Raw genomic sequence first — 23,544 nt, forward strand, 5'->3', positions numbered from 1 at the left:
GCCGGCCGCGCGGGGCGCGTTGTGCTGCTGCACGCCACTGCAAGCCGTCGTCTGTCCGTGCCTCTGCGGGCAATTCCGCCGCGCGATCAATAGCTCATGTAAATCAAAGACTTAGATTGTAGCATTAGCGGCCCGTTTAAGGGTAGTGCGGGTGTGGCGGCTACGCCAGTTTCGGCGCCGCGGATTTCAACTTTATGAACGCCAGCCATGCCGCCAACGCACCGGAGATCGAGCCGGCAAGCAACGCCAGCAGCTGAGCGCCACCTGGCTGACCGGGTAACAGACTTACCGGATTACCGGATTACCGGCTAAGCGGGGGGAGTCCGCACGCACTCACTGCATGCGGCCCCTATTTCCATTGCGGCTTAGTCCAGTTTCGCGCCCGACTCCGCCACCAGCGTCTTCCACACCGGCCATTCCCGCGCAAAGATGGCTTGCGACTGGGCAGGCGTGCTGCCCACCGGGCGCAGGCCCAGCGCGGCGAAACGCGCCTGCATGTCCGGCGCCTGGATCAGCGCGCGCACCTCTTCATCCAGTTTCGCCACCACCGGCGCGGGCGTGCCGACCGGCGCCAGCAACCCAATCCAGCCCAACACCTTGAACGCGTTGTCGTCCATGCCCGCCTCGGCGAAGGTCGGCAGGTCCGGCAGCACCGTGCTGCGCTGCGTGCCCGTCACCGCGATGGCCTTGAGCTTGCCGCTCTGGATGTAAGGCTTGGCCGACAGCACGCTGGCCACGGCCCACTGCACCTGGCCGCCAAGCAGGTCCTGCAGCATGGGGGCCTCGCCCTTGTATGGCACATGCACCATATCGCCGTGCGTGACCTTGCTGAAATACGCGCCTGCCAGGTGCGGATAAGAGCCGACACCCCAGGAGGCATAGCTGACCTTTCCCTTGTGAGCGCGGCCGTAGTCGGCCAGCTCCTTCACTGACTTGACCGGCAGCGATGGCGTGGTGACCAGCACCAGCGGCGCATCGGCGATCACGTTGACCAGCGTCAGGTCCTTGCGCGGATCGTAGGGCAGCCGGTTGTAGAGGAACTTGCGTGATCGTGACCAGCAGCGTGTAGCCGTCCGGCGCCGCCTTGGCCACCGCGTCCGTGCCGATGATGCCGGAGGCGCCGGCCTTGTTGTCCACGATGATGGGCTGGCCGAGCTTCTTGCTCAGCTTCTCGCCCAGCGCGCGTGCCACGATGTCGCTGCCGCCGCCGGCCGCGTAGGGCACCACCACGCGCACCGGCTTGGCCGGGTAAGCATCGGCCATGACGTGGGAGGTCATCAGGGAAGTGCCGCCAAGGGCAAGCGCAAGCAAAGCGCGTCGAACCATGCCTAGTCTCCAGAAATCTTCTTTTATTGGTCGGGACATGCTTACCGACTTGAGAAAATACGTCCAATGCAATATTTTTCAGTTTTCCATGCACAGCACGCAAAATCATGGGCCTGCGCCGCCTGCATCATTTCGTCACCCTGATCGAGCAAGGCAGCTTTGCCCGCGCCGCCACCGCGCTGCACCTGTCGCAACCGGCGCTCTCGCGCAGCATCCAGGGCCTGGAAGACGAGTTCGGCAGCCAGCTGCTTGACCGCAGCTACGGCAAGGCGCGCCCCACGGCCTCCGGCAGCATCGTGCTGGAGCGGGCGCGCCGCATGCTGCGCGAAGGCCGCGAGCTACGGCGCGACCTGCAACTGCTACGCGATGTGGAGATGGGCGAAGTGAGCGTGGGCTTTGGCCCGTTTGCCGCGGCCATCCTGATGGAGCCCGTGCTGACGGTGCTGCTGGCGCGCTATCCCAAGCTGCGAATCGATATCGAGATCGCGGACACGCCTTCGATGGTGCAAAAGCTCAAGGCCGAGCAGCTGGACTTTTTTGTGGGCGAGAGCCAGAGCCTGAAGGATGAAGCGCAGCTGCGGATCGACCGCCTGCGCTCGCTGGAGACCAGCTTCTTTGTGCGCAGCGGCCATGCGCTGGCCGCGCGCGGGGCGCCCGCGCTGACCGGCCTGCTGGCGTATCCCGTGGCCGGCCCCCGCATCCCGGCGCGGGTGGCGGACTTCTTTCGCGAGCGCATCCGCGCCGAGGCTGGCGAGGGCGCGCGCGAGCTGCTCACGGTGACCTGCGACGACATGCACACGCTGCGCACGCTGATCCTCAACACCGACGCCGTCGGCCTGGTGCCCAGGGCCATGATGACCGCGGAGCAGGCCAGCGGCGCGCTCGTGGCCCTGCAGGTCACGCCGCCGATCGATCTCAAGGCCGCGTATGGGCTGGTGTCGCTCGCCGGACGCTCGCTGTCGCCGGCGGCGCAGGCGCTGGTCGGCCTGGTTCACCAGATCCTGCCGGGGCCGGCCAGACTCAGTCGCTCTTGATGCCGTTGTCCTCGATCACCTTGCCCCACTTCTTGTAGTCGTTGCGCATGCGCGATGCCAGTTGTTCAGGCGGCTGGTAGGCAGCGACCGTGCCCGCGCCAAGCATCTTTTCCTGCACCACGGGATCGGCCAGCGCCGCCTTCAGTTCGGCCGACAACCTGGCGATCACATCCTTGGGCGTGCCGGCGGGGGCCAGCAGGCCGCCCCAGGCGGTGGCCTCGAAACCGGGGAAGCCCTGCTCCGCCACCGTCTTCACATCGGGCGTGAAGCTCACGCGCCTGGCCGAGCCCACGGCGATGGGACGCAGCTTGCCGGCCTTGATGTGCGGCAGCGCCGCGATCATGTCGGAGAACATCATCGGCACCTGGCCGGCCAGCAGATCGGAGATCGCCGGCGCGCTGCCTTTGTAGGGCACGTGCTGCACGTCGAAATGCCCGGTGCTCTTGAGTAGTTCGGTGGACAGATGGCCAAAGCTGCCATTGCCGGCGCTGGTGTAGTTGAGCGCGCCGGGCTTGGCCTTGGCGCGGGCAATGTATTGCTGCAGGTCGGTCACGTCGGGCATGGCCTGCGGGTTGACCACCATGACGATGGGCAGATCGTAGGCGGAACCGATCGGCGTGAAATCCTTGAAGATGTCGTAGCCCTTGCGGCTGATCAGGTGCGGCGCCAGCAGCGTGGGCGTGGCCAACACCATCAGCGTGTAGCCATCCGGCGCGCTCTTGGCGACGGCTTCCGCGCCGATCGTGCCGGAGGCGCCCGGGCGATTGTCCACCACCACCGTCTGCTTGAGCGATTCGCCCATCTTCTGGCCGATGATGCGCGCAGCGGTATCGGTCGGGCCGCCCGGCGGGAACGGCACCACCAGGCGGATCGGCTTGGACGGATAGGCTTGCGCGAAGGCCTGCGGCGCGCACAGCGGCAGCGAAACGCCAAGGATGGCCGCACCCAGGCGGCGCGAGAAAATACGACGGCTTGTCTTCTGCATGATGAGTATGAAACGTAATCCAGCAATGACGCGTGCCGGCTTGACAGCCCGCGCGCGTCGGCGATCCAGCAAAAACTAACGGGAAAGACAGGACAAAGCTTCGATGGCCTCCTCCATGACCGGTCATGGCCGGTCGTTTGTTATCGGGCAACTAAGCAGCTGGGCAGCTGCGTCTCAGGGCTTCAGAGCTTCAGCGGACCTGAGCGGAACAACCGCGCATCCATGGTGCGCAGGTCGGGCGCCACGGTGACCGCGGTGGCGCACTGGTCCAGCACATCGCGCTGCAGGTCGATGCCCGGCGCGATCTCGATCAGGGTCAGGTGCTCCGCGCCGATGGCGTCGGGGCGCATCTCGAAGACCGCGCGCTCGGTGATGTAGAGCACGGGGATGCCGAGCGAGGCCACATAAGGGCCGTTGAAACTCAGGTGCGAGACCTGCGGCACGATCTTTTTCACGCGGCCTTCGCGCGCGATGCGCAGGGCGCCGTTCTCGGCGCGCACCTCCAGGCCACCGGCGGTGAGCGTGCCGACGAAGACCACGGCCTTGGCGCTCTGCGTGATGTTGATAAAGCCACCGACGCCGGCGATCAGCGCTTCGGCGCCTTCGCCAAACTTGCTGACGTTGACGTTGCCGTGCCCGTCAAGCTCGGCCAGCCCGAGGATGGCGAGATCGATGCCGCCGCCCTCATAGAAATCGAACTGCGCCGGCTGGTCGACAATCGCTTCCGGATAGGCAGACGCGCCAAAGCTGAGGCCATCCGCGGGCGTGCCGCCGATCGGGCCGGCTTCCACCGTGAGCGTGAAGCCTTCCACGCCGGCTTCCACCGCCAGCATGCCGACGGCGGCCGGCATGCCAACCCCGAGGTTGACCACGCGCGGCTGCCTGCGCGCCAGTTCCAGCACCGCGCGCCGCTGCACGATGGTGCGGGCATCAAGCGCGGGGGGCGCGGGGGACATCTCTGGCGCCGGTGCGCTGGCGACGTTGACAGTGCAGGCAGCTTCCCCTTGCCACGGCGTCACGTAGGCCGGATTGAACTGCTCCGCGAACGTCATCTGGTGATGCGCCGGGTTCTCGCTCACCACCACGTAGTCGACCAGGATGCCGGGCACGTGGATGGCCTGCAGGTTGTCGTGGTGATCCACCAGCGACTCCACCTGCGCGATCACGATGCCGCCGGAGTTGTGCGCCGCCTGCGCCATCGCCAGCAGTTCGTGGTGAAAGGCCTCGCGGTGCGTGCTCAGGTTGCCGCGCGTATCGGCGGCGGTGCAGCGGATCAGCGCGCACTGGATCGGGAAGCTCGGATAGAACAGGTATTCGTCGCCGCGAAAATCGACCGCCTCGACCCAGTTCGCGCGGCCCTCGGCAATCGCCGCCTGCGCGCTGCGGTTGATGGCGCCACCGTGGTAGCGGCTGTCCTGCGCGGTGCGCGGATCCACGAACGTGTGCAGGCCGATCTTGGTCAGCACCCCGGGCTTGCCGCCCGCGATGGCACGGTACAGGTGGGTCAGCACGCCCTGCGGCAGGTTGTAGCCCTCGCACGCCTCGGCCATGGCAAGCGAGGCCAGGCGCGTGGCGGAGCGCCAGTGCCCGCCCACGATGCGCCCGGTCATGCCCGCATTGCCAAAGTGGTTCACCCCACGCGCGCCGCGGTCGCCCTGCCCCGCCGAATACACCAGCGTCAGGTCGCGCGGCATGCCGGTGTCCAGGAAACGGCGCTCGAGCGCGTCCGTTACCGCCTCGGCATGGCCGGCGCCCACGAAACCGGCGCTGGCCACGGTCCACCGGGATTGCACGAGCGCAGCCGCCTGCTGCGCGCTGATGACCTTCATGGCTGTCTCCATCGTGTTCTTCTCGGCGCGGCGTGCGGCGTGCTGCCTGCACGCATTGCGCCGGACCGCACTCCGCACTACACACTACACGCCACGCATTCCGCGAACATTTGTTCGCAAAACACCTATCATACGTAGTCATGCCGGCATCGCGCAAGTGCGCTCAGCGCACTAAAATCACCCTATTTCCGTCTCCCCACGCTATGAACAGCACCGACACGCCCCTGGCCAACCCGCAGAAAAAGGAAGAGCTGCTCGATTCGCTGACCAATGGCCTGGCGCTGCTGCGCCTGTTCGCCTCCGGCGCGGGAAGCCTCACCATGCAGGACGTGGCGGAACAGCTCGACGTGACCCGCGCCGCGGCACGGCGGCTGCTGCTGACCCTGCAGCACAACGGCTATGTCGCGCAGGACGGCCGGGACTTTTCCATCACCCCGCGCGTGATGGACCTGGGCTACGCGTACTTTGCGTCGATGAACCTGCCGCAACTGGCCGCGCCCTACCTCAAGGCGCTCTCCGAGCAGACGGGGGAAACCTGCTCGCTGGGCGTGCTGGACGGAGAATCGGTCGCGCTGGTGGCGCGCGAGGAGCCGCCGCAGATCCTGCGCGTCGACATGGGTGTGGGGCGGCGCATGCCGGCCTACGCCCACTCGCTCGGCCGCGTGCTGCTGGCCGGGCTGGACGACAAGGCGCTCGAGGCTTACCTTGCCACCGCGCAGCTGCGCAAGCTCACCCCGTTCACGGTCAGCTCGCGCACGGCGCTGGCGCGCACGCTCAAGCAAGTGCGCGGCGACGGCTACTGCACGCTGATCAGCGAACTGGTGGACGGCTTCGCCGGCATCTCGGTGCCGGTGCGCGCCGAGTCCGGCAAGGTGGTGGCGGGACTGGGCCTGAGCATGGTGCTGGGCAGCCGGGATGCGGCGCACCTGGAGCAGCACTACCTGCCGGCGCTCAAGCACGCCGCGGGGGAGCTTGAGGCGCTGCTGCGCCGGCGTTGAGGACATCGGCGCCCTGGCGGCGCATCGGCAATGCACAACCAGGGCGGGACGCCTAGAATGAGAAACGGGTCAAGGCCGGCACGTACCGCACTTGAAAGCATCACCGCATGACTATCAGACCGCTCGACTGGGCGCGTGACGGCGCCGGCATCCTCAAGCTCGACACCACCTACGAGACCGATCGCATCTACGCGGTCAAAAGCGGCCCGCTGGGCATCTGGCTCGTGGAGCAGGTGCTGGGCCAGCCCGTGCTCAACCACTACGACCCGTCCGGCTTCGAGCAGGATTGCGCCAAGGCCGACCACGCGCTGGTGTTCGAGAGCGCAAGCGGCGACATCGGCGGCTTTGCCGCCGTCAGGCTCGAAGCCTGGAACCGGTCCGCGCTGCTGAGCGCCATCTTCGTCGCGCCCGCGTTCCGCGGCACCGGCATCGGCCGCGTGCTGCTGGGGGAAATCAACCGCCTGCTGCTAGCAACGCCGGCCCGCTGCCTGCGCGCCGAAACGCAAAACACCAACTACCCGGCCATCGGCTTTTACCGCGCGCTGGGATTCTCGCTGTGCGGGCTGGACTGGGACCTCTATGACCCCGACACCGCCGGCACCGAGACCGCGCTGATCTTCACGCGGCCGGTGGTGCGCAAGTCTGGCTAGCCATCCGCTAGCCAGCCCCCTCCTGCGCATGGCAAAAGCCGATCCACGCATGCAGCACGCCGGCATGCGCGAAGGAGCCGACGCCGAACACCACGGCAATCACCGCGCTCCACGGTGCCGTCGCCACCGCGGGCGCGTCGACCGTGCCCGCCATCGGCGCCACCATCTCCGGCAGCACGCCCGTGCCCCAGCCCAGGACCAGGAACATGGCGCAGCCCGCCGACATGCCGGCGCACGAATACCGCAGCGCCAGTGCCACGCGTCCGGTGAAGGCGGCATGCCGGTGCAGGTGGTTGATGCGCAGGATCGCCACGGCATTGGCTGCCGCCACGATCCCCATCAGCGACGGCCAGAAGAACGGATGATCGCTGCGCGCGTCCTGCATCAGCAGCACGCCGATGGTGAGAAAGGTGGGCGCAGCCAATGTCGCCACGCTCCATGACAACACTTGCCACGCCCACCACGGGTGGCGCCATTGCAGCCGGCGCGCGCGCGGGAACGCCCCCGCCAGGGGCTCAGCGCTGGAGATTGCGGCGCTCCGTGGCGCTCAGCTGGCTGAGCTGCGACTCGCTCAGCTCCATCTGGCCCAGCACCTGCACCACCCCGTTGGGGTCGTAGCTGGCCGGCGCCACCTTGGCGCCTTCCCTCGCCTTGGGCGCTGCCTCATCCGCATCCGTGCCAAAGCCGAGCACCCGCACCGTGAAGATCGACGGCAAGCCCTGGCGCGCCGCCGCGCGCTCGCGCTGCAGCGCGTCCTGCGCCGCGCCCACCGCCTGCGAAGCCGCCGCGCTGGCGTTGGTCAGCGCGCCGACGTTCACCGCGGCCAGCACGGGGATGCCGGTGGCCTTGCCCTGCACCTGGATGTTCTCGGCGTTGACCACGTGCAGCGCGCCAATGTTGATGTTGCCGGAGACCCGGATGCCCGCTTCGCCCGCGTCGATGGTGCCCAGCGGCGCGATCAGGTCGATGTCGCCCGGCGGTACCTCGGGAACCGGGTTGAGCGTGGCGATGCCCGCGCCGGTGTTCGGCGTGGTGGGCGACAGCGTGACCAGGCCGATGCCATCGTACACACGCCGCTGCGGCGTGTAGACCACGGTGGACTTGGAACCGCGCCCGGCATTGATGTCGCCCTGCGCTGACCACGCCAGGATGTTGCCGCCGAAGGTGGTGAAAATGCGGCTCTGCCCCAGCAGGATGCTGTCCCTGGCGTAGATCTGGACCTCGCCGGCGCCCTGCGTCAGCACGCCCGAGCCCTCGCCCGGGACGAAACCGCCATCCACGCCGACCAGCGTGCGCCCGCCCGGCGTCATGATGTCGATGTCGCCGCCGAAGTCCGTATGGATGCCAGCGTCCAGCAGGTCGTACACACCGATGTTGTATGGGTTGCCGGCCGCCTTGTACTCGTCGCGCCGCAGGTAGGTGACGCCCTTGAGCGGCCGCTTGGTGGCTTGCGCCCCGGAGACCGGGGCGTAGTAGTTGGCGCTGCTGAACATGGTCAGGTCGCCCTCGTAGGCAAGCGCGTTGCCCTGTGCGTCATGCGTGGGGAACAGCGTGGCGATGGCCTCGCGGCCGCGCAGGTAGCTGCCTTCGCGCGGGCCACCGGCCTGGTTGTACTCGCGCCCGGCGGCCTTGAGCTCGGCGTAGTACACGTTGCGCAGGTAGGCCCGCTGCTGCTCGGCCGGCAACGCGGCGAAGAACTGCCGCGCGTCCATGCTGGCCGCGTCGAAGTGCAGGCCCAGGCCGTTATGCCCGCCAAAGCGGCCACTCAGCCAGTTGACCAGGTGCAGCTGGCCGGCCAACCCGTACTCGCGCCGCAGGTCGCGGTTGGGGGCGGCCGCGCCGGCCGCCAAGGCTTGCTGGCGCGCGCTGTCAAGCTCCGCCTGCTTGCCTTGCAGGTAAGCCGGCGCGCCGGCCTCGTCGCCCGCGTAGCCGAACTGGGCGCGCAGCCAGTCGGCCAGCTTCAGCTCGCCGCTGTAGATGGCCACCACCTTGCCCGGCTGATCGGCAAGCGCGCGGCCCGCGTCGGCCTGGTTGGCGGGATCCAGGTAGCGCCTGGCGAAGGCGTTGAAGTCCAGCCCGTTGCGGCCCACGCCCGCCGCCACCGCAATGCTGGCGCCGCTGCCGCGGTCGCCCGGGGTCACGTTGGCCACCGGCCCGATGCTCTTGAGCTCGGCCCGGTCGGCCATGTACAGGTCGCGCCCGGCGGTGACTTCCAGCAGTCCGGGACCGGCCACGTAGAAGTTGCTCATGCGGATATCGCGGCCCGCGGAGACCACGGACACATCGTCCGCGTTGTTATGCACGATCAGGTTGCCACGCGCGCTGGCATTCAGGACCGGGACGGGCTTCTCGGCAAAGGTGCCGTCGCCGCGGCGAGGAGGAAGGTACCAGCCGTGGCCATCGGCGGGCACGTCTTCGGCCTCGCCCAGCGCTGTACCCGCATTGACAAGGTCGCGCCCCGCGCGGATCGCCACCGGTCCGCTGCCTTCATACCAGTTACCGAACGTGAGGGCCGAACCGACGCCATTGGCACGGGAAATGATCGACCCCGTGCGCAGGCCGACGATATCGCCATTGACCGCATAGAAGCGCGCCGGCTGGCTGCCGGGGGCCGCGTAGCCCGAGGCCGTGGGTGGCGTGAAACTGAACAGCGGGTAGGCCTGGTATGTATCTGCGCCGCCGTTGTTCGCCAGGAACACGCTGGCAGCCAGCCCGTCCGGGCTGATATTGCTCAGCTTCAGCGTGCCGTAGATGATCTTCACCGTGCTGCCGCTGAAGGCTGCGTTGAACGGATTTGGCAAGGCAGTGGGATCGGCGCCAGACTGCGTGATCCCGTAGCCGCCGGCGTAGATCGAGTCGGCGGCCAGCAGCTCCAGCTGGCCCGCGCCCGTACGGGCATATTGCGGCCCCACCGGTGACGGGGCCAGCATCAGCGTGGTACTGGACTGGACCGGCCGGTTCGTTCCATCGATGGCGCCGGTGCTGGAATTGCCGTAGTAGAAACTGCCGCTGGCCGCCACCGCGCGCAGCACCGACGGCATCATGAAACGCCCGTCGGTCGCCGTATGGTTGCCGGAATTGCCATTGTCCGCCGCCGCGGCGGACGGCGTCAGATTACCGCCCGCGCTGAACAGGTCGATGGCGGTGCCCGGCGTCCACAGCGAGAACCAGGTCCAGCCGTCGCCGGTGTAGCTGGCGCCGTTGGCCCGGAACGGCGTGCCGTTGTTGACCAGCGCCACACGCCCCGGGTCGCCCACGCCGCCGAGCACCAGGTCGCCGCGCGCGTCGATGCGCACGCCGGCATCGCCGGGTACCAGCACCGGCCCGCCGCCGGCGATGGAGGACGTGGCCTTGTACACGTCGTAGGCGCGCGATTCGGCGGGATCCGCGCGGTCGAAACGCAGCTCGATGCCGCCCACCGAACCGGCCTCCATGCGCAACGCCCCGCGCAGGTTGACGAAGGTGCTGTTGATATCGCTATATACCCCCGAGTAGCGGGTGGCCGGCGTGACGTCACCTGTCTGCGAGGAGAAGGCGCGCACTTCCGCCACGGGGTTGAGCCCTCCGCCGATGCGGATGTCGAGGTCGCCGCCGCCGGTCAGGGTCAGCTGCTTGCCATCGGCCGAAACGCGGCCCGTGCTGGCCACCGCCAGGTTCAAGCCCTGGCTGCGCGACACATAGCTGCCGGATGCCGACATGCGCGACGACAGCATGCCGGCGTCGCCGCCGGCCTCCAGCACCAGGTTGCCGCCGCCCAGCGTGCCGATGCCGGTGAACCCGACCAGGAACGGCGCGCTCGCGAACAAGTCGTAGCCTCCCGTCGGGCCGGCCACATAGCTGCCGAAGTTGACCCACCAGGCGGTGGGCACGCCTTCGCTGCCTGTCACGGCGCTGCCGGTGCCCTGGCGCCACAGCCAGTTGCCAACAGCGGTGGAGCCGACGTGGGCGCGCAGGACGCCGATCGCATCGGTCCGGGACTGGTTGCTTCTGACGCCGATCAGGTCGCCCTTCACGTCGCCCTGGGCACGTACCAGCACATTGCCGCCGTGCTCCGGGTACCAGGCGCGGTACAGGCTCTGGCTGCCGCCATCGATATACGGCGCAAACGTCGTGCCATCCGGGCCCAGCAGCGTGCCGTCGAAGGCAGTGGCGCGTGGCAGGTTGTACGCCGCGCCCACACCGGCGGACTGCGTACCGGCGGTGTAGACGCCGAACGGCGAGGTCATGGTGAAGTCACCGCCCGAGATCAGGTCCAGGTCACCGGTGCCGGTGCGCAGCACGCTGAAGAGCTGCTGCCGGGCTGGCTGCAGCTGCGTCCTGTACTCCGGGGGCGTGCCGTCCTTGACCTTGACGACCAGCAAGCCATACCCCAGGTCGTTGAGGTTCTTGACCTCTTGCTCGCCGCCCCATTGGTCCAGGTCGATCGGTGTGCCGGGCTCGATGCCGATCAATTCCAGCGAATCCCCCGCCCACACGTATTCGCCCGGCAAGCCGGTGCCCGGCAACAAGACGTTCGTCGAGACCAGGCCGTAGTGGGTGTCGGCCAGCAGCATGGACGCCTGCTTGCCGTGCGTCTGCAAGGCGCGCGTGTCCGCGGCCTGCGTGTCGGCGCCACTCACCAGCCGCACCGACCACGATTGCGAACCCTCGGGCAGCATCGGCGCCAGCGCCCAGTTGCGGCCCTGGTTGCCGCTGGCGTCCCCTGGGCGCAGCGACACCATGACCGCGTCGTCCGGCAGCTTGACCACCGTTTCGCTCGGGATCACCGCGCCCTTGCGCAAGGCAAGTGCGTTCGCCAGGTAGACCCCTGGCGCGGTCTCCACGCTCGTGCCGGTCTGCGGCAGCGGCACGCCGGCAGGCCAGGTCATGGCTGCTACGCTGGCTCCGCCGGCAAGCCGGTTGCCGGCATCGAGCTGCATGCCGCTGGCCAGCGTCAGCGGCTGCGACAGCACCGTACCCGCCGCTTGCACGATATTGCCTTGCGCATCGCGCACCGCGCCGCCCAGTATCGTACCGGCTGGCAGCACCAGGTCCGCCGCCAGCGTGGCGCGTGCGGGCAGCACCGTGCCGGGGCGCAGGCTCACCGCCTTGATCGGCAGGTCGTAGTTGAGCGTGCGGCCGGACAGGAAGAAGGTGTCTTCCGCCAGCGTGACCAGCTGGCCCTGCGGGATGACGACATCGCCGCCCCAGGGCACCCTGCCCTTGACCAGCACCCAGCCCTGATCGTCCGGGGTGACCGGCAGCGCCGAGGCGTCGAAGCCATCGGTCAGGCTGCCATAGACATTCAGGTTGCCGCCCGCGCGCAGCACCAGCGCGCCGGCTTCGCCGGAGCCATAGACGCCGGTCTGCTGCGTGCGCGGGTTGACGCTGGCATAGCGGTAGCGCGACAGGTCGATGTCGCCATCGACGTGCAGGTCGCCATCCGGCGTGGCGCTGACGATCTCCACGCCCGGGCGCAGGTGGAAAGCATCCGCATAGCCGCGCAGGCCGGCGAGCTTGCGGTTCATCAGGTCGCCGTTGGCCAGCGCATTGCTCATGAACACCAGGCTATCTGCGTGCTTGGCGTCCAGGTAGGCCTGGTTGATGACCTGGTAGGGACGGCCGTCGGCCATCGGATCGGTGCCCCAGGCCGCGTCCTTGTAAGACCAGAAGCCGTTGACCGCGATGGAGCGCGCGCCGTCGATGCGCAGCGCGCCGCTGGCGTCGATATCGATATCGTTGCCGGTGGCGCCGCCCAGGCGCGGGGCGTTGAGCTCGACCGTGCCGAGCGACTGTGCGCCTGCGCCGGTGCCGGCGCGCAGGTCCATGCGCGCGCCGCTCTCAAGCGTGAGCCGGCCCGTGCCGGCGTTGATCTCGATGGTGGCGCGGTTGGGCGCTTCGATGACCTGGCCGTAGCTATCCACGCGCAGCACCGTGCCGTGCGCGTCGAGCAGTGCGCCGCCGCCGATGGTGACGCCGTTGCGCGCGGCCAGGCGAATGCTGCCGACCTGCTCGCCGCTGGCGTCGATGGTGCCGGTCACGGTGAGCTTGCCGCCGTCCACCGACACGCTGACCTCGCGCGCCTTGAGCTCGTCGCCGATGGCCAGGTCGCCCTGCTTGAGCTGGAAGCTGCGGATGCCGGAGAGCTTGCCGTCGTTGAGGCGCTGGTTCAGTCCCGTGAAATCGGCGATATGCTGCGCGCGGATATCCGCGCCGCCGGCAGCAAACGGCACCAGGGTGCCGCCGGCATCGTAGTGGCCGCTGCTGCCGCCCAGCACGCTGCCGCGCAGGTCGATGGTGCCCGCGCCCGCGCCCAGCGCGAGCACGGTGAGCTTGCCCGCGCGGTTCTCCTTGGCGGAAACGTCGATCAGCGCACCCGCCGCCTGGCGCACGTCGCCGGCGCGGCTTTCCAGCACCACGTCGCCGCCCCAGCTGTACTTGCTGACGTCATAGAAATCGAGCTTGCGCCCGGCCAGGTCGAGCCGCGCGCCGTCGCGCAACATCACGTCGCGCTCGGCGGACACGGTGAGCTTGCCGCTGGGCAAGACTACCGTGCTATCCAGCGCCACACTGTTGCCGTTGAGCGAAATCTCCGCGCCCAGGGCCTCGGCCAGGGCCTTGCCGGACAAGGCCGGCGCAGCGGCACCGGCAGGCGCGGTCAAGCGGATGTCGCCACCGGCGGTGATCTTGTTGACCGAGCCCGCCTGGCCGGTCAGCAGCGGCGTGTTGAGATTCAGGTTGCCGCCGCTGTAGGCATAGCCCTTGGTGGCGTCGTCCCAGGCGCCTTGCGACTGGTAGACCGCGAGCGAGCCCTTCTGGTTGGCGGTGATGCGCTCGCTGGCGTTGAGGTCGACCTGAGCGAAGCCCAGCACCATCCGGTCCATGGCGTGGATGGTATCGGGGCGGCTGTTGGGGCCATAGCCAAACTCGATCTGCTTCGCGTCGACCTGCAGGCGGCCGCTGCCCGTGCCGGCGCCGCCGGTTGCCACCAGCCCCGGCGCATTGGTCGCGCCGTTCCACACCAGGATGTCGGTGTGGATGCGGGCCAGCGCATCGGCACTGCCATAGCCCTGGATGGCCGGCGTGCCCAGCACCAGGCGCGCGAGCGAGGACTTGCCGGTGGCCGGGTCGATGGTGGACAGCTCCACCGAATCATAGAAACGCAGCGCGTCGCGCGCGGTCAGCGCCAGGTTCTCCAGCGCCGGCGCGCCGGTGCTGGTGTCGCCCTTCAGGAGCCGGTCCAGTACCTCCTGGTTCAGCGTCAGGCCTGGCGGCAGCGCATTGCGCGCGGCCAGGTCCGCCAGCGTCGCCTGGTTGCCCGCGTTGATTGCGCCGACCGACAACACCAGGTTGCGGGTGCCATAGCGTGCCGCGTCGCGCAGGTTGAAGCTCTGGTCGGTCGAGGCAGCGATGGTGCCTTCGGAATACAGCGGCGTGGTGCCGTGGCAGACAGCACCCGGGCTGCAGGCCCCGATGTCGATGCGGCCCGCGCCCCGGAGGGGATCAACGCTATAGCCGGGAGCCAGCATGTCCAGCCAGCCGTTGGAGACCGCCAGCACGCTGCTGGAGCCCGGGTCGTAGACATAGCCGTTGGTGGAATCCCAGGCCGCCTTGCCCTGCCCCAGCGTATTGATGCCGCCGCCCTGCTCCACGAAGATGCCGCCGGACTTGGTACTGGTCACCAGGTACACCTCGGCGGCCTTCAGCACCGCGCCTTCGCGCAGGAAGATGCTCCACGCCCCGCTATCGAACGTGGCGATGTTGGCGCGTTGCCTGCTGCCGGTGTAGTCGACATAGCGCACTGACGGCAGCCCGCCGATGCCGATGCGCGAGGCGCCGATGGCATTGATATCCGCCGCGTACAGCGAGGTGCCGCTAAAACCCGGCGTCGGCGCCGCGCCGGCGGCCAGGATTTCGTAGCTGGTTTCGCCCATCATCAGCGCACTGCCGCCAAAGCCGCCTGCGGCGGGCGCGTACAAGGTGCGCCCGCCAAAGTGCAGGACAGGTTCATCGCCAGGGGCGCGCGGCGCACTCGGCGCGAAGGAAAAGCGCAGTGTCTTGGCGTCCCGCTCCAGCTGGACGCGTGGCACGCCCTCGCGTGCGGCCTGGGCCAGCGCGAAATCCGCGTAGCTCATCTCGTTGTATTGCGAATAGCTGCGCAATACGTCGGCAGGCGTCAGGAAGACCTGGCTAGGCACGGCACTGCGGATGCCGGTGTTGGCCACGCCCAGCTGCGCCGAGGCCGCGTACGAGCCATTGCGCATGGCCATGGCGCCGCTGGCCGCCAACGTGCCATGGCCAAGCCCGTTGAGCTCGACGCGGAACGCGCCGGGCAACAAGGCGAAGGTGGAAGGCAACAGCGTGTAGGTGCCGGCGGGCAGGCCCGGCACGCCGGCGCCGATGGTGATCTGGCGGCCGATGGCCGGATCGCTGGCCCCTTTCTCGGCCACCACCGGCGCATAGCCGGGCTGCACGCCCGGCACGATCGCATAGACCGGGTTGGTCGACAGGCCCGGCAAGGTGAAGCCGCCGCGGGCGCCGACCTGCACCAGCGGATTCATGCGCGCGTCCACCGAGCCACCGCGCCCGGCGAGGAAGGCCGCGCCGGTGAGCGTGCCGCCACCGCTGAGGTCCAGCACCGCGTCCTGCCGCACGTCGATCGTCTTGCCGGCCAGGGTGATGGCCGGGCCATTACCCACGCCGTTGAACACCACGTCCTTGCCGTCGTGCAGGTAGCTGAGCCCGTCGAGCGAGCCGCCATAGGGCATGACCAGGCCGTTGGCGCTGATCGAGCTCACGCTGCCCGGCAGCAGGTTCAGGTGCTCCGTCACAGCGCCATAGCCCACCGATCCCAGCTCGAGGTTGCCCAGCGGCGCCCGCACCACGCCACCCTGGTTGATGGTCGGGGCGCGCAAGGTCAGGCGGCCGAAGACGGAATAGGGCATGGCGGGCAGTTCATCGCCCACGCGCTCGATGTTGAGGTGGCGCGCCGGGTCGAATTCGCGCTGGACGTTGCCGTAGTTGTCGAGAAAACTGCGCTGTCCGACCGTCACCGAACCACTGTCGCCCATGCCCGGGTAGATCTGCGCGGCCGCCAGCGTGAGGTTGCCGGGTACGCTCAGCGAGGCGGCGCGGTACATGCGCATGTCGCCGCGGCTGCGCAGGGTCGTTTCGTCGAAGGCACCTCGCTCCACCGTCAGCGATGTGTCAGCGTTGCGTTTGATGACGCCGCGCACGCCGAGCTGCGTGGCTGCCACCAGGTCCAGCAGATCCGCCTCGACTTGCAGCCGGGTGCCTTGCGACACCAGCGGCACGCCCACGGTGTTCACAGTGGGGTTGGGCATGTAGTAGAAGTCGGGCGGAACACGGGTCGTGCCGGCCAGGCGAACATAGGGCGCGGCCAGGCTGACCTGGGTGCCGGCAGCGGCATGCTCCGCCAGCGCGATCGCGCCGGTCGTCAGGCGCAAGCTCTGCCCTAAGGCCAGATTGACGTTGCCATCGAAGCTGATCAAGCCGTTGGCCAGTAGTGCAACGTTGTCGAACCCACCCGCCCCGATGCGGTCCACGCCGATGCGCCCGGCGCCGTAGGCCAGGGCGGCATCGCGCTCGCCGGGCCGCAGTCCGGCCGCCAGCGCGGTGGCGCCCTGCGTTTGCGCCACCACCAGCTCGCGCGCGGCCCGCACCGCGTCCTCGACGCTGGGGCTCTTCTGGGTATAGTTGTCCACCGGTCCGTAGGCCGGTGTCTCCAGGTTCAGCGCCAGCGTGCCGCCGGCGGCGCCCTGGCCGCCGGCGGCCGCGCGCAGGCTGCCGTCCAGGAACAGGCCGCGAAAGGAACTCAGCGCGATGACGCCACCGTCGCTCGCCACCTGCGTGGCGCCCAGCCCGGGCAGGTCCAGCCGTGCGGAAGAGCCAGAGGCATCGATGCGCGCGCCCGGCCGAACCACGACGAAGGCGTCCGCGGCGTCGATCTGGGTGGCGTCCAGGTTATGGCGCGCACCGATCTCGATCGTGCCTCCCTGGCCCACCTTGCCATATACGTTCCCGCGCGCGTCGACAGCGGTGACCGCGCGCCCGGCGGCATCGAGCACGGCGCCGTTGCCGATCCAGATCGACATGGCATCGGCGATGCCGTTGGGCCGGTCCGCCTGGTTGCCGGTGCCAAGCTTGCCCGGCAGCAATGCGATATTGCCGCCCCAGGCGTTCAGCGTGCCCTCGACGGTGATCTGGCCATTGCCCTGCAGGGTCAGCGCACGGCCCGGATCGACGGTCACGGTGGCGCCCTGCCCGATGACCAGCGGCGCCTGGGTGTAGACCGAACCGGCCGACAATGCCAGGTCGGCGCCGCCGCGCTGGGTCAGCGTGGCCTTGAGCGGGTCTTCCTGCCACAGGGGCGGCAGCCAGCGCTCCAGGACTTGCGCCGGATCGGCGCCGCTTGCCACCGCATGGCCCGCAGCGGCGTTAAAGCGCAGCACCGGCATCGCTACCGCCGTGTTGGCATCCCGGGCGACCTGCACGCCTTGCTGGGCGGCCACGGCGTAGCGCGAGAAGCCGCTCTGGAACACCTCGTTGCCGATCACCAGCAGCGGCTTGACCGCCACCGCGCCCGGCAGCTTCGTGCCGGCCAGCAGCCTGGAGCCCTCGGCGAGCACCACGTCCTTGGGCAACGGCGTGCCGGCCTTCAGGGTGCTATTGAACTCGGGCACGGGCATGCCGTTGGGAAAGACGTCCGCTGGCACCACGTAGCCCGGTGCCAGGTCGCCCGATGAGCCTACCAGCACGGTACCGGCGGGGGCGATGTTGCCGTTGGAATAAAAGCGGCCCTTGTCGTCGATGACCGCGAAGTTCCAGGTCGTGCCGCGCGGCACCAGCCACGGCGCTTGCAGCGTGACCTTGCGCGTCGCGCTGAACAGCGGGTTGCCTTGCATCGCCTGGCCCGGCGCCACGATGTCCGCCATGTACGTGAAATCACTGGGCAGCACCGTGCCGGCCGGCAGCGTGACCGACTGCGCCAGCGTCAGGTTGACCGATACCGACTGGCCCGCCGGCAACAGGCCGCTGTCGGCCAGCAAGCCGCCGCCGATGGCAATGCCCACGCCGGTATCGATGGTGAGCGTACCCCCGCCCTTGACGCCATAGCCGCGTAGTTCGCCGTTCATCCGCAACGCGCCGGAACCTTTGCCAGCGACGTCGTTCTGGTTGGACAACAGCGTGATATTGCCGCCCCGCCCGCCTTGTATCTTGTTGCCGGCGAGCAGCGCCGCGCCCGACGACACATCCAGCACGCTGCCCGTGCCAAGGGTGACGTCGCCAGTGCTGCTGATGGTGATCGCGCCACCGTTGACGTAGGGCAGCCCGCCGATCCGGGTGAAGTCCAGTTCGAGGTTGGACCACAGCCCACGCCCATCCAGCGTGACACCTTGCCCCACCGAAACGCCGGGCGTATAGCCCTTGGCCGGTAACGCCACCACCGGCACGTCCAGCCAGGCGCCACCGGCGCTGCTGGTGTACTGATTGATCATGTTGCCCAGCGCGATGCGCCCGCCGCGCGCCGCGAGGTCCGCCCCGACGTCCACCTGCGTGGCATGCAGCGCGAGGTCGCCGCCCGCGGCCAATTGCACGGCGGCGCCAACGTCGATGCCGTCCCTGGCGTAGACCTTCAAGGCGCCCAGGCCTAGCCCATTGATCCACCCGGCATCCAGGCGCAACTTGCCCTTGCGCTCGTCGGGCAGCGCGTCCGTCATGGCCAGGCCATCCGCGATGCCTTGCACGACGCCGATATCCACCTGTTTCACCAGTGCCTGCGGGCTGTCGCGCAGCATGCCGGTCTTGCTGTCATAGATCGGCGTGAGTTGCCCAACGATCAGTTGGCCGGCGCGTGGCGCGGCGATCTGCGATTGCTTGTAGCCGTCCAGGCCGACATCCCGCGCGTCGCGCTGGCGATCGCCCTGGAATACCGTGGTGTCGATATGGCCTTCGAGCACCGCGGACTGCGTGCCAACAACCACGCGCCCGGCATCGCGCCCGACCGTGTAGCCGTTCTCCAGCCGCTCGCCCGGCGCGATCAGCGGGCTGAGGAAGTATTCCGTGGTGTTCTTGCCCCAGCGCGCGTGCGCGTTCTCGAAGCCGCGATACAGCCCGGTGTAGAGGTTGTCCGCAGGCGCGGTAGCCAGGTTATACAAGCGCCCGTCGACTCCCCTGAGCCAGGTCTGCTTGATGATGCCGCTCTGCACGTTCAGCGAACCGCCGGAGACATTGATGCCGGACCCGGCCTGCGTGACCAGCTCGCCGCCGCTGAAGGCCACGGTGCCGCCCTGCGCGGCCCATTCGCCGATGCTGTGGCCGCCGGTGCTCAGGTAGCCGCTGACTTCCAGCAGGCCGCCGCCCGTGTACATGCGCTCGGTGGCATAGCCGTTGGTGCCCGCGGCGACGCGCACCAGGGTGCGGCGGTCGATCCAGATATTGGCGTTGTTGAGCAGCTTGCTGTCGCGGTTGAGCGGGGCGTCGCGTTGCTCGTTGCCCTGCACGTTGATCATGACGTTGTTGGATTCCATCGCCACGCTGACGCCCACGGCGCCAGCCACGTCGATCGCGGCGCGATCCGCCACGCGCGTGCGGCGCACGGCGCCCACCATCACCTGGCCACCGGTGGCGAGCGTCATGGAGTCGGACTGGAAGTCGACGTCGCCGCTGGAATCGATCTTCACCAAAGACTGGTCGCGCCGGTTGTAGGCGCCATCGCTCAGCCGCGCGGAGTCCTTGATCAGCGCATCGCGCTGCGCATCCAGGGCGGTGGCGTTGCTGTCGTCGAGCAGGATCGCGCTGACGCTGCCGGGCCCCAGGATCACCCGGCTCTCGGCGTCGCCTACGGCTGTGAGGTGCAGGGTGCCGCGCGTGGTGACCGAGGTGCTGGCAAGCGCCACGCCGGACTGCTCCACGCTGCGGCCAACCAGCGTGATGTCGCCGGTCGCCGCCTGGAGAAAGCCGCTGTTGCTCACGCGGCCTGCCAGGCTGCCGGGGTTGCGCTGCACGCTGACCTCGTTGCCGCGCGTGCTCGAATCCTGGTTGGCATCGGTGCCAACGCCCTTGCGGATGATGAAGCTGTCGCCAGCGGCCAGCGTGACCTGCCCGCCAGGTGTGGAAATGGAACCGTGGTTGTGCGCTTCGCGCCCGGCCAGGAGTACATAGCCGCCACCTTCGGTCACCGATTGCGGCTTGCGCGTTGCGATGCGCGCGCCGGCCTGGACGATCACGTCGCCCGTGGCATTGCCGTTCGATGACGTGCTCGGGGTGCTGACCAGGTCGTTGGCGAAGGTCGGCACATAGCCAACGCCCAGCGCATCGCTGTAAAGACCCTTGCGGAATTGCGAATCCGTCATGCCCGCTGCTGCCGCCACCAGGTTGCGCGTGTCGACCTGGCTGCTGCCCGAGAACAGGATGCCGTTGCGGTTGACGATCATCACCGTGCCGTCTGCCTTGATCTGCCCCTGGATCTGGCTGGGCCGCGCCTGCGGATCGTTGACGCGATTGAGCACCGACCAGCTCGGCTGCTGGTCGAACTGCACCGTGGTGTTACGCCCGACGTTGAAGGTCTCCCAGTTCAGGATGGCCTTGTCCGCGGTCTGCCGGACGGTAACCTGCGTCCTGCCGTCGACGACCTTCTGCCCGGTTTCCTTGTCCAGCGGCCTCGCATTGATCCAGCCCGCGGTGAGGCTGTTGGTATCCACCTTCAGGCCGCCTTCGGCCAGGCCATCGGGCACCGACGCATCGCTCATCGCGGCCTGCCGCGCGGCAGCCTGCGCGGCCTGCATGGCAGCAATGCCGCGCGCCGCCACGTTGAGGTTGTCGATGGAGCGTTGCAGTTGTTCGTTAGCGCGTTGCTGTTGCGCCTGCGGGTTGGTCAGCGATGCGGCGGGCTGGCCATTGGGCAGGCGGCCGGTTGCCGCCGCCGTGTCCTGCATCATGTTCTTTTGCGCCATCCAGGCACGGCTGAAGGCTTGTTGCGCATGCGCGCTCTGCATGCTGCCACCGGCTGCCACGAGCAATGCGATGGCGTGGGCCAGGGGCCGGATCGTGAGAACCGTTCTGCTGAATCGCGTTGTCTGTCGCGAGGGCATCTTCTTGTAGTGAACGCGCATGTTCATTCTGGCTTCCATTCCCGTCTAGCTCATTCGGCGTGGCCCGCTCGCCCGGCATTGCCTGGCATTGCTTGACGAACAGGCACTGCGATCATGTCCATCGATGGCAAGCGCCGTCGATGCTCCTGGGATCTAGACCGTTGGGCGCGGGGGAATCGGCAAGGTTTTATTTGAAGATTTCGTGACAGAGGGATAGGAGGGGTAATTGGGGGGGTATTGGGCGGCTTCTGGTTGCTGTTGGCTTTTGGGGGCGGGGTTTTATTGCTTCTAGCTGTTGGCGCGGCTGTACGGTATTGGCCGTTTTAGAACGTGTGAGATGTCACTTTTCTTTACTCGCCCTCCATGTCAGGATACTTGTCGTCTCCGTCTCCTTGGTGAAGCAAAATGGAGGGCGGTGTGCGAATAGGTGATGACACGATATGCAATCGAGCATCGGGAATGGGTGGTGGAGCAGATGATGCCGCCGCTGAACCGGTCGATAGTGGAGTTGGCCAAGGCCACAGGGATCACGACAGTGACCTTGCGGACTTGGCGCAGGATGGCGAGAGAAGCAGGAAGAATTGTGCCGGGTGACGGAAAGCAGAGTGATCAATGGTCCAGCGCGGACAAGTTTCGCGTTGTGTTGGAGACAGCGCCGCTAAGCGAAGCGGAGCTGTCGGAGTACTGCCGCGCAAAGGGCATCCGGGCGGAGCAGATTCAGCAATGGCGTGAGGCGTGCGAGCAGGCCAATGCGGCTACCCCCGTCAAGCGAACGTTGGCGCAGCGGCGGGAAGACGAAGCGGCGCGTGGGCGAGTGCGTGAGCTGGAACGCGAGCTCAAGCGCAAGAATGCGGCGCTGGCGGAGACGGCGGCACTGCTGGTCTTGCAAAAAAAAGCCGCAGCGATCTGGGGACGGGACGAGGAAGACTGATCAGCACCCCGGATCGCTTGGAAGCCATAGAGTTGATCGATGAAGCCGTAGGCGCCGGGGCCCGTCAGGCGAAGGCGTGCGAGGCGCTTGGTTTGACCGAGCGGACCATGCAGCGCTGGCGGCATGCCCCCGCCGACGGGCGGCTTGAAGCGCGTCGTGATGCACCGGCCAACAAGTTCAGCGAATCAGAACGGCAGGCGGTGCTGAGGGCGGCGAACCAGCCAGGTTATGCGAGCCTGACGCCGCACCAGATCGTGCCAAAGCTGGCGGATGAGGGCATCTACGTGGGATCGGTATCGACGATCTACCGGGTGCTGCATGAAGCGGGACAAAGCCGTCGGCGTGGCCGCAGCAAGGCCCCGTGCACGCGCCCGCTGACGACGCACCGGGCCACGGGTCCGAATCAGGTGTGGTGTTGGGACATCACCTGGCTGCCGACTACGGTCAAGGGCAAGTTCTTCTACTGGTACATGATGAAGGACATCTACAGCCGCAAGCTGGTAGCCAACGAGGTGCATGAGAGCCAGACGGCTGAGCACGCCAGCCGCCTGCTGATGCACGGCTGTTTGCGGGAGCAGACAGCGGGTCGTCCGCTGGTGCTGCACTCGGACAACGGCAAGGCCATGAAAGGGGCCACCATGCTGGCAGCAATGTATGACCTAGGGGTGGTGCCATCCTACAGCCGGCCCAGGGTGAGTAACGACAATGCCTATGCCGAAGCGCTGTTCCGCACGGCGAAGTACTGCCCGATGTGGCCGGAACGCCCGTTCGATAGCCTGGAACAAGCGCGTGACTGGGTGCTGCGCTTCGTGCGCTGGTACAACGACGAGCACCGACACAGCAGCCTGAAATACGTCACGCCCAACCAGCGGCATCAGGGCACAGCCACCGCTCTGTTGGCGCAGAGAACGGCACTGTATGAAGTTGTGCGCGCCCGGAATCCGCAGCGTTGGACCACGGGCATCCGCAACTGGGAACTACCAGATGCTGTGTACCTGAACCCGGAGCGAGCGCAGCAAAACGGACAGAATTACAAGCAAGCAGCGTAACGGCTGAGGCGACAACTACCTTGACACACGCCGCTCGTAAAGAAAAGTAACCAAAAGAAAGCGATCCTTGCAGGAGGCTGGCTTTTCGGGGTTGCGCAGCCCGGTGGTTTCGTCGTCAGGCCCCGGGTGCTAATGGCCTCGTACCGCAACCGGTTTAAAGGACCACGACCCAGCAAATGACGCTGGTTTCGTGGTGAGGCTGCTCGGTAGAGGCATCCCTGCTCATTCACGCATCTGCCGGTACCGGCGCAAAGCGCCACGATATATCACGCTATGATGGTTTCGTGGTGGGGTGGGCGCGGTGACGAAGTTCATCGGCCAATCAAGCCGTTGCCACCGCGCCCACGACGGAAACGGGACGCCTGCAACTTCGTGGCCGCCCGCACCGCGAGCGACAGACGGCTTCAAATTCGTGGTGATGGCTACCGGTGGGGGCCACCACGAATCCCTGGGCATTGGCTGGGTCGTGGTGATCTAAACTGGTAACGGCACGAGTCCATTAGCACCCAGGGCCGTACGACGAAACCATTGGGATTCCCAATGACGCCACGCCAGCCTCCTGCAAGGATCGCTTTCTTTTGGTTACTTTTCTTTACGAGTAAAGAAAAGTAACATCTCACACGTTCCAAAACAGCCAACACCGTACAGC

8 protein-coding genes and 1 pseudogene are annotated in these 23,544 nt (G+C 67.7%); 4 read left to right on the forward strand and 5 right to left on the reverse strand.

Going from position 1 to position 23,544, the window contains the following annotated elements:
* Positions 1 to 365: 365 nt before the first annotated feature.
* A pseudogene (locus F7R26_RS41780) lies at positions 366 to 1,326 on the reverse strand (Bug family tripartite tricarboxylate transporter substrate binding protein).
* Positions 1,327 to 1,433: 107 nt separating this feature from the next.
* Between F7R26_RS41780 and F7R26_RS14825 the strand changes: the two are divergent.
* Positions 1,434 to 2,360, forward strand: a complete 927-nt coding sequence (locus tag F7R26_RS14825) for a LysR family transcriptional regulator (RefSeq protein WP_150990827.1) — start codon at positions 1,434 to 1,436, stop codon at positions 2,358 to 2,360.
* On the opposite strand, the gene F7R26_RS14830 is transcribed toward F7R26_RS14825, so the two are convergent.
* Together F7R26_RS14830 and F7R26_RS14835 are read right to left on the reverse strand one after the other, a co-directional pair.
* Positions 2,347 to 3,345 (reverse strand): Bug family tripartite tricarboxylate transporter substrate binding protein, encoded by a 999-nt coding sequence (locus tag F7R26_RS14830; protein ID WP_150990829.1) that lies wholly within the window; start codon positions 3,343 to 3,345, stop codon positions 2,347 to 2,349. The genes F7R26_RS14825 and F7R26_RS14830 overlap by 14 nt on opposite strands.
* 182 nt (positions 3,346 to 3,527) lie before the next feature.
* Complete coding sequence (locus F7R26_RS14835) at positions 3,528 to 5,174, reverse strand: acyl CoA:acetate/3-ketoacid CoA transferase (RefSeq protein WP_150990831.1); 1,647 nt, start codon at positions 5,172 to 5,174, stop codon at positions 3,528 to 3,530.
* Between the two features lie 203 nt (positions 5,175 to 5,377).
* Between F7R26_RS14835 and F7R26_RS14840 the strand changes: the two genes are divergently transcribed.
* Together F7R26_RS14840 and F7R26_RS14845 are read left to right on the forward strand one after the other, a co-directional pair.
* Positions 5,378 to 6,172 carry an IclR family transcriptional regulator domain-containing protein gene (locus F7R26_RS14840; RefSeq protein WP_150990833.1) on the forward strand — a complete coding sequence of 265 codons (795 nt, stop codon included), beginning with the start codon at positions 5,378 to 5,380 and terminating at the stop codon, positions 6,170 to 6,172.
* 107 nt (positions 6,173 to 6,279) lie between these two features.
* Positions 6,280 to 6,822: a GNAT family N-acetyltransferase gene (locus F7R26_RS14845; RefSeq protein ID WP_150990835.1), complete on the forward strand. Its 543-nt coding sequence runs from the start codon at positions 6,280 to 6,282 to the stop codon at positions 6,820 to 6,822.
* A 7-nt stretch (positions 6,823 to 6,829) separates the two neighbouring features.
* On the opposite strand, the gene F7R26_RS14850 is transcribed toward F7R26_RS14845, so the two are convergent.
* Positions 6,830 to 7,246, reverse strand: a complete 417-nt coding sequence (locus F7R26_RS14850) for a hypothetical protein (RefSeq protein WP_150990837.1) — start codon at positions 7,244 to 7,246, stop codon at positions 6,830 to 6,832.
* 91 nt (positions 7,247 to 7,337) lie between these two features.
* Positions 7,338 to 20,942 (reverse strand): filamentous haemagglutinin family protein, encoded by a 13,605-nt coding sequence (locus F7R26_RS14855; RefSeq protein ID WP_170301975.1) that lies wholly within the window; start codon positions 20,940 to 20,942, stop codon positions 7,338 to 7,340.
* A gap of 403 nt (positions 20,943 to 21,345) precedes the next feature.
* Here F7R26_RS14855 and F7R26_RS14860 point away from each other — a divergent pair.
* Positions 21,346 to 22,895 (forward strand): IS3 family transposase gene (locus F7R26_RS14860; RefSeq protein ID WP_241754329.1). Its coding sequence is split into 2 segments (ribosomal slippage): positions 21,346 to 21,832 and positions 21,832 to 22,895, totalling 1,551 coding nucleotides; the frame shifts between segments, so codons are not numbered across the junction.
* Positions 22,896 to 23,544 lie beyond the last annotated feature (649 nt).

The organism is Cupriavidus basilensis, from assembly GCF_008801925.2.
GTDB classification, from domain to species: Bacteria; Pseudomonadota; Gammaproteobacteria; order Burkholderiales; family Burkholderiaceae; genus Cupriavidus; species Cupriavidus basilensis.

What these genes read in the sequence shown, in the direction of transcription:
- F7R26_RS14825 (WP_150990827.1), top strand. Translation starts at nt 1,434, where the DNA reads ATGGGCCTGCGCCGCCTGCATCATTTCGTCACCCTGATCGAGCAAGGC.
- F7R26_RS14830 (WP_150990829.1), bottom strand. Translation starts at nt 3,345, where the DNA reads ATGCAGAAGACAAGCCGTCGTATTTTCTCGCGCCGCCTGGGTGCGGCC.
- F7R26_RS14835 (WP_150990831.1), bottom strand. Translation starts at nt 5,174, where the DNA reads ATGAAGGTCATCAGCGCGCAGCAGGCGGCTGCGCTCGTGCAATCCCGG.
- F7R26_RS14840 (WP_150990833.1), top strand. Translation starts at nt 5,378, where the DNA reads ATGAACAGCACCGACACGCCCCTGGCCAACCCGCAGAAAAAGGAAGAG.
- F7R26_RS14845 (WP_150990835.1), top strand. Translation starts at nt 6,280, where the DNA reads ATGACTATCAGACCGCTCGACTGGGCGCGTGACGGCGCCGGCATCCTC.
- F7R26_RS14855 (WP_170301975.1), bottom strand. Translation starts at nt 20,942, where the DNA reads ATGAACATGCGCGTTCACTACAAGAAGATGCCCTCGCGACAGACAACG.